Below are 6,706 nucleotides of genomic sequence, written 5' to 3' on the forward strand. Positions count from 1 at the left end.
ACACCCGAACTCACCACCCGCCCCTTCGCGATCAAACCCAGATCCCCGATCATGCACGTAGGTAGGAAGCGCAAACGTGACAGCTAGTTGCGCTCACGGTCCGGCGAGTAGCGGCGTATGGCGGCATGGAGGGGTGTGGGGGACGGCTCCACGGCTCCAGACGGCTCCAACGAACTCGACTTCAAATTCGTAGCAATGGCGTACGAACACCTCTTGTCTTTGGGGACTGAACCGCATCATTCAAAATTACCTGCGGTAGATTCATCCAGCATGAGCGCGGCACCCCCGCGGCACTGGCTTTTTCTACTAAAGGGGCACCCAACGCCCTTTCCTGAATCGAATTAGGAGAGACGACCCATCTCCAGATCTGCCTGCTACTCGCAAACCCATTGATTATCGAGCTTTTTGCAATGATCCGGCGAGCCGCGCATATCCCATAGTTAGAGATATAGGGCTTACGCGCGTCGCTGGCCTGCACCATCGCTACATCTGGGGGAAAGCGGCTTAGTCGTTGCTCGGCAACACGCACGGGTGGTGTTGTTGGCTTCGAATGCGAGTTGAGGACCCGCAGGGTCTCCGTTCCCAAGAGTCAGTTTCCCGTGTACCTGTGCAGGATCCAGTACGGATAAACCAGGACGATCACAGCGCCCAGCACGCCGAGCATCCCGCGGTGCCAGTTTCGGGGCCGGATCGTGCGCCCCCCCTTGCGAAACAGCACGGTCTCCCGAAGATCGCGGTGCGTAGAGAGGTAGATCATACAAAACAGGGAGGGTAGGAAGAGCGCCATAACCAGACGCGCACCAGATGCGATGGGCGCGTAGAACGAGTACAGGAGCAGATGGCCGAGGATGTGGCTGGTGATGAAGCCGGTTACGACCCAGCGATCGTCATCGAATAGGACTCGACCCATCGCCGAGCGCGCCCGTACCGAGATGGTAAGGATCAGAACGAGGTAGAGGGCCAAAAGGCCCGCGGCCGCGGGTTGATGCTTGGCTTTCTTCATTACCCTCACGAAGCCGTTGGCGGTTCGGCCGGCGATCTGACTCGCCGTGTGCTCACGAAGATACTTGCGAAGGCTCGGAATCTCCTCTGCGGGCATGTCCGGCCAGTGCAGACGGTCCCCGTGCGCCCCCGTCGTAGCCTTTGCTTCTGCGAAGGAATCACACCAGACATAGAAGGTCGAATTGACGTTGTAGAACCAGTGGCCGAAGCGCTCCTTGCTCGTCTGGATGTAAGGGAAGACGGTCATGAGGAAACCTGCGAGCAGCAGCAACATGGCGAGGGGACGCCGCCAGCCAATCGGCGTCGGCGCTCCATTGCGTAACGAACGTCGAAGGTCGACTATTGCGCCCACAGCACTCCAGGCCAGGAGCAGGATTAGAAATGGCAGGAGCGACGCCTTGGTCAACTGCGACACCCCGGTGGCGACGCCGGTCAGCAAAGCCAGCCACCATGACGGTCGGTGCAGCACGCGCAGCGCTAGCAGAAACGCAAAGAAGCTCATCGTGTAGAACAGAATCTCAGCCTGTGCGTACGCCGATTTGTAGACGAATACGCCAAAGGCAGCGATCAAAGCGAAGGTTGTCGCCTCGAGTGGAGGAAGCCATTGCCGCGACACCCACCAGATGGCGACCAGCGACAGCATCGAGAGAATAATGTTCAGGTGTTTGACCCGGTTGAAGAAAGCTTCCTCGCTCATCCCGTCCTGATAAACGAGGCTGGCTAGAAAGGGGAAGGCGGGCATTCGATTTCGTCCGCCAACGTACGCGTAGTCCGTCTTGGCTATCTCGCGGGCGTAATTCAAGTAGGCGCCTTGGTCCGTCCGATGAATTTGATCGTTGACCCGGTGGAGGTGCTGCCATGCACCCACCCAATAGACGAGCGCAAGCAACACCATGACCGTGGGCACAAGCCAGTGTGGCAGAGACTTTTTGGCTGTAAGCACGCACTATCCTCGGCAATGAGAGTCAGCGCACGAAAGTAGACCACCCTGACGCGACCGTGAAGGTCGATACCCGTGCATCGTCAATAATCATAACTGCCCTATGTAGTCCTTCGAAGTTTCCGCGAGTAGCGATGGTGCAGCCCCTCGAGCACGATCCGGATCTTCTCCTCCGGCGCGAACTTCCTGCGGGTCCTACGTCGGATCTCACGAACTGCTGATTCGGAGGATTGCTTTCTTCTTCCTGCCATTTCGAGACTCTCCTCGGGGCACGAGACCCCGTGATGTGTCTCTTAACTTAGGGCATCCAAATGTCCGAGTTCTGCTGACGGGAAACACTCAACGCCCAACCCCCTCAACCCCTCGAAACCACACCCGACTTCACCACCCGCCCCCGCGCGATCAATCCCAGATATCCGATCATGCACGTAGGTAGGAAGCGCAAACGTGACAGCTAGTTGCGCTCACGGTCCGGCGAGTAGCGGCGTATGGCGGCATGGAGGGGTGTGGGGGACGGCTCCACGGCTCCAGACGGCTCCAAGAATCCGCACGACAGATTCAAGCTCAAACGCACACGAGTATCCCCCGCAGCCCTTGTGCCCTCGCTCGAGGAGCAGTCATCCGACGGCCTTGCACGGTTGCAGGAGAGGTGACGGCCTGGTTCGTGCCACGTGACGGTCGTCGAAGATCACCGACGACTAATGCGAGTGTCGGAGGCCCGCCGCCTCGCCGTCATATTCGTGTGGAGTGATCATAAAGCTCAGCCCTTGGCAGAGCTCTTCGGGACTCGCGCTCAATAGACCTGGAATAGCACTGCGTCGGCGTCCTCAAACACAACATTCAAGCCGGCCTGCTCCATTTTTTTCACCCAATAATCCGCTCTGTCACCGCGTTCAGGCGGAGTGAGGTGAATTACCACGTAACGAACGGAGCCCCCTGCGAGCTCTGCCTTGATTTGCTCCTGTTTCATGCCCCTCATGCGGCCAACGAGGGATTCAACTACGCGACCGACTGCGTAGCCCTCGGCGATGGGCAGACCGTGGTCGGTTTGGTATGCCAGGTAGAGCGCGATGTTCGTAGAGGTGAGCGGAAGATCGAGGATCCCGAAACGCAGCTCATCCCTCGGGATGGCCGCGTAGACCGCTGGAGGAATCACGTTCGTGTGCTGTCGGGCGACGGAAAAATAGTCGAAGAAGATCACCATGGCGGCACCCAGAACGAAGGCGTGCTGGCGCCAACCGGGGGTTAGGCCATCGCGTACACGTCCGATTCCTACCGCCACCAAGATACCGAGAAAGAGATACACCACCAGCATCCCTCGGTTGGGTGCGCGCAGCGAGTCGAGGAATGGCAACGCCTGCAGGAGCCGAGTGGGCAGCACAACTGGAGTCAGCACTCCCGCCACCCTAAGGTGTGCTCCCATGCTGAGCAGCAGGAACGCCAGCGCACCGCACGCGAAGCGAGATGCAGCCGCCGGTACTCGGTTGAGCGCCACGCAGGCAAGAGCCAGACAACTCCAGCCCAAGTAAGCTGTGCTACCGGCTGGGAACCAGCCGTTCAAGGGGAAACGTGCGTTGAGTCGTTGCAAGGGCGGCCATTCCGCAAGCAGATGTTCGGTGTGTGGCGCAATGAGCGCTGTTACGTCTGCCACGAAAATGTCGTAGCCGGTGTTCCCCATCACGTCCATGTCCCTACTGCCGGTGGAAACCATGAAGACAATCCATGGCGAAAGCGGCAGGATTCCCGCGCCCACCACAATAAGCGTGGTTCGCAGTACGTCCGGCAGCACCACTTCACCGCGTCGCCACGCCAGATAGACATACGCGAAGGCCACAAAAAATAGGGCGTAGATGAAGTGGTACCAGCTGCACGCGGCGTTCAACAGGAAAAAGAAGGCCGCGACTGCGGTATCGCGGGCGGCGGAGGTACGCACGGCCCGAATGAAGTAGAGCACGAAGAAGGGCAGAAACTGGATCGACGAGATGTTCATGTGCGCCAGCGCGTAGCCGTAATGCACCGGGCTGAAGGCGTACACGAAGCCCGCGACAAGGCTGGTGGCGGAGTCCCGTGTGAGGTATCGGCACAGGGCGAACGCACCGAGGCCCCCGATCACGAAAGTGTGAAGCTGCAAGAGGTTGTAGATTGCCGGAAGAGTCAAAAAAGCGCGCAGGGGAATCGCGAGCACAAGGTTGTACCAGGAGTAGACGTGGTATTCGAGGGAGGTGCCTTCCGGGAAGAAGAAGAGGTCTGTAAAGCGGAGCGTCGCATCGCCGCGTCCGAGCAGTGCGTCATGCCCCCACCACAGCGTCCAGAGGTACCCGGGCTGATCCGAGGGCGGACCCAGGACTGCCGTTTCGAACTCCGCGAACAGCGGATGGAAGAATGCCAGCGTACAGCCAATGTAGACAGCGGCAGCGATCCAGATATCGAAGCGCCAGAGTCGAGGTTCGTCGATGAGCGAGGTGCACGGTCCGCGCTGGGTGGCGCGCATGAGTCTGGCGAAGACCGTGGCCACTCCCCACACGAAAACCGGGGTGACTGTGATGGTCCAGGCCGAATGAATGTCCACCACTCCGAGCGTGTGAAGGAAAAGCGCGAGGGCAGCGAAAACTGCGACGAAAACCGCAGCAATCTCGTTGGCACTCTTTGACATGACCGCTCCACGGGCCGCTCATTGAACGCGCAGGATGGAGCTTAGGGCAGGTCTCGACCGGTCTCACCGACGCATCCCTGCACCAACCTCGCAGACAAAGCCACCACCCGCCCCTTCGCGATCAAACCCAGATCCCCGATCATGCGCGTAGGTAGGAAGCGCAAACGTGACGGCTAGTTGCGCTGACGGTCCGGCGAGTAGCGGCGTATGGCGGCATGGAGGGGTGTGGGTGACGGCTCTACGGCTCCGGACGGCTCCAACGAACTCGACTTCAAATTGGTTGCAATGGCGCACGATCACCTCCCATTGTTGGGACCTGTTTTCGGCGTTCAATCGCAACCCTTGGTTTCACAGTACACCAAGCCGGAATCCGCAATGAACGACGATCAGCGACTGCGGAATCACGAAAACCGCCCCTGGGTTCGCTCGCGACCCGTGAAGGCGATGTTCTGCCCGCCCGAGTATGCGGACCTCGAAACCATTGCTGAGGGCTGGGGAGTGCCGGTCTCGACGGCGATGTTGTGGGCGATTGTCGTCGGTGAACTCGCGAGATGGCGACGCCAAGCCCCGGAGTACGGCAAGAACGGCATTGCGATTGCCTCCGCGATCACGGTACTCCGACTCAAGAGTTTGGAGGACGGGAGCGATACCACTGCGGTAGACACACTAGAAGAGGATTGATCCCGAAAATGGCGCAATCTCGCGCACCGCTGGCGCTCATTCTCCGGGCCCACGGAATCCGCCGTGTCGATCTCGCTGCAATCGCCGGGGTGGACCTGAAGGTGATCCATCGACTGTGTCGGGGAGACTTCAACGGGATGAAGATCGGGACGTTGTCTCGAGTTGCGTATACCCTGGGCTTATCATCTGCCGATCTCGTGCCCGCCCTTGTAGAGCGGCCAGCCGTCGAAATTGTTCGGCAGTTGCACCGTCGGCCTGGTCCGATCATGTATAGGTGGTCACCGAAGCGTACACTCCACGATCGCGAACCAGTCGGTGGAATGAGTTAGACGTTCAACTGAGTTCCTGCTCGGCCCACCGACCGAGCATTCGCTCAGTCTTGGCTCGAACCTCAGTATGGGCCTCGACTATCTCAGCCTCAAAATCGATCTGCGTAATCGGTTGAGCGCGATACATGGCCTCATCATATCTGTCTTTGAGTAGCCTGTGATATCTGACAATCCCATGCATCGAGCCACCCAAGCGTGTCATTTCTCGACAGCGTTCGGAGTCAGCTCCTGGATGCTTGTTGATTACCCTTAAGGCTAGTACTGCATCGATGTGATGAAGTGACGACCAATAGGCGCTTGCCACAGCAATCTCGATCTGAGCCTCTACAAGTTTCGCGAGCGGGTAGTCCTCCACGAATTGCCAGAGCTTTCGAGCCAGATCTAGATGTTCGTTGGTTGAGGGCATGTGAGCAGCGGCTTTGCCGTCGCGACCTACAAGTTGTAAACGGTCTCATCGCCGCCGGGAGAGGCGGGCCGACCGCGATGCACATGAAATTCAAAAAGAATGTCTGGCAATAATTCGATTAGTTCTTGCTCGATATCGTAGACTCGAAATCTAGTGCCTTTGTCGTCCTTTGACAGGTAGGTCCATACATGGACCGAGAGTTGACCATCTTTCTCGCGCTCTGCAATCTCGATATTTTCAACTTCGCTGATCTGCCTCATTCGAGCTTGTAGAAAAGCCTCAAGAGTTTGCCTTGAAGAAGTGTGAAAGACGATCGGTATTTCTTTGTTGAGCGACTCAATTTTTTGTTCGACTTGGTTTGTATAAAGTATGAAAAACTCGCCAGTACTCTGATCAGACTCGTCTTGGGCCGCCGTACGAGTGAACTGGCATTCCGTCGCTATAAAGTAGTCGTCGGCGATCGCAACTGCGCTCATTGAATCTGCCCACCTGGAGGCTTTTCATTGGCTGGTCGGCGTAAGTTGTCCGGAGACTCGGTCGCTGTAATGTTACTCGACTTGATGAGGTAGACAGGATCTCCTTGAGGGTCGTAGGCATTGTCGATACGCACGATTTCTGAAACAACTAGCTTGATTCGCACCGTGGAGCCGTCGTTGCACTTGTAAACACACCACGATTCGTCCTCGACTTTGAAC

Annotated in this window: 5 protein-coding genes; 2 read left to right on the top strand and 3 right to left on the bottom strand. The window is 57.9% G+C overall.

What is annotated here, in order from left to right; all coding sequences use genetic code 11:
* Positions 1 to 589 precede the first annotated feature (589 nt).
* Both IH881_11625 and IH881_11630 read right to left on the bottom strand, forming a co-directional pair.
* Positions 590 to 1,945 (bottom strand): hypothetical protein, encoded by a 1,356-nt coding sequence (locus tag IH881_11625; protein ID MCH7868338.1) that lies wholly within the window; start codon positions 1,943 to 1,945, stop codon positions 590 to 592.
* A gap of 790 nt (positions 1,946 to 2,735) precedes the next feature.
* Complete coding sequence (locus IH881_11630; protein ID MCH7868339.1) at positions 2,736 to 4,595, bottom strand: hypothetical protein; 1,860 nt, start codon at positions 4,593 to 4,595, stop codon at positions 2,736 to 2,738.
* Between the two features lie 207 nt (positions 4,596 to 4,802).
* On the opposite strand from IH881_11630, the gene IH881_11635 reads away from it, so the two are divergent.
* Positions 4,803 to 5,276, top strand: coding sequence for a hypothetical protein (locus IH881_11635; GenBank protein ID MCH7868340.1), 474 nt, complete (start codon positions 4,803 to 4,805; stop codon positions 5,274 to 5,276).
* Between the two features lie 8 nt (positions 5,277 to 5,284).
* Positions 5,285 to 5,605, top strand: a complete 321-nt coding sequence (locus IH881_11640) for a helix-turn-helix transcriptional regulator (GenBank protein ID MCH7868341.1) — start codon at positions 5,285 to 5,287, stop codon at positions 5,603 to 5,605.
* Positions 5,606 to 6,037: 432 nt separating this feature from the next.
* On the opposite strand, the gene IH881_11645 is transcribed toward IH881_11640, so the two are convergent.
* The gene (locus tag IH881_11645; protein MCH7868342.1) at positions 6,038 to 6,487 is read right to left on the bottom strand and encodes a hypothetical protein; all 450 of its coding nucleotides are present in this window, start codon (positions 6,485 to 6,487) and stop codon (positions 6,038 to 6,040) included.
* Positions 6,488 to 6,706 lie beyond the last annotated feature (219 nt).

The organism is Myxococcales bacterium (assembly GCA_022563535.1).
GTDB lineage: Bacteria > Myxococcota_A > UBA9160 > UBA9160 > UBA4427 > DUBZ01.

Excerpts from the sequence above, each read along its gene's own strand:
- IH881_11630 (MCH7868339.1), bottom strand. The coding sequence starts at position 4,595 with ATGTCAAAGAGTGCCAACGAGATTGCTGCGGTTTTCGTCGCAGTTTTC.
- IH881_11635 (MCH7868340.1), top strand. The coding sequence starts at position 4,803 with ATGGCGGCATGGAGGGGTGTGGGTGACGGCTCTACGGCTCCGGACGGC.
- IH881_11640 (MCH7868341.1), top strand. The coding sequence starts at position 5,285 with ATGGCGCAATCTCGCGCACCGCTGGCGCTCATTCTCCGGGCCCACGGA.
- IH881_11645 (MCH7868342.1), bottom strand. The coding sequence starts at position 6,487 with ATGAGCGCAGTTGCGATCGCCGACGACTACTTTATAGCGACGGAATGC.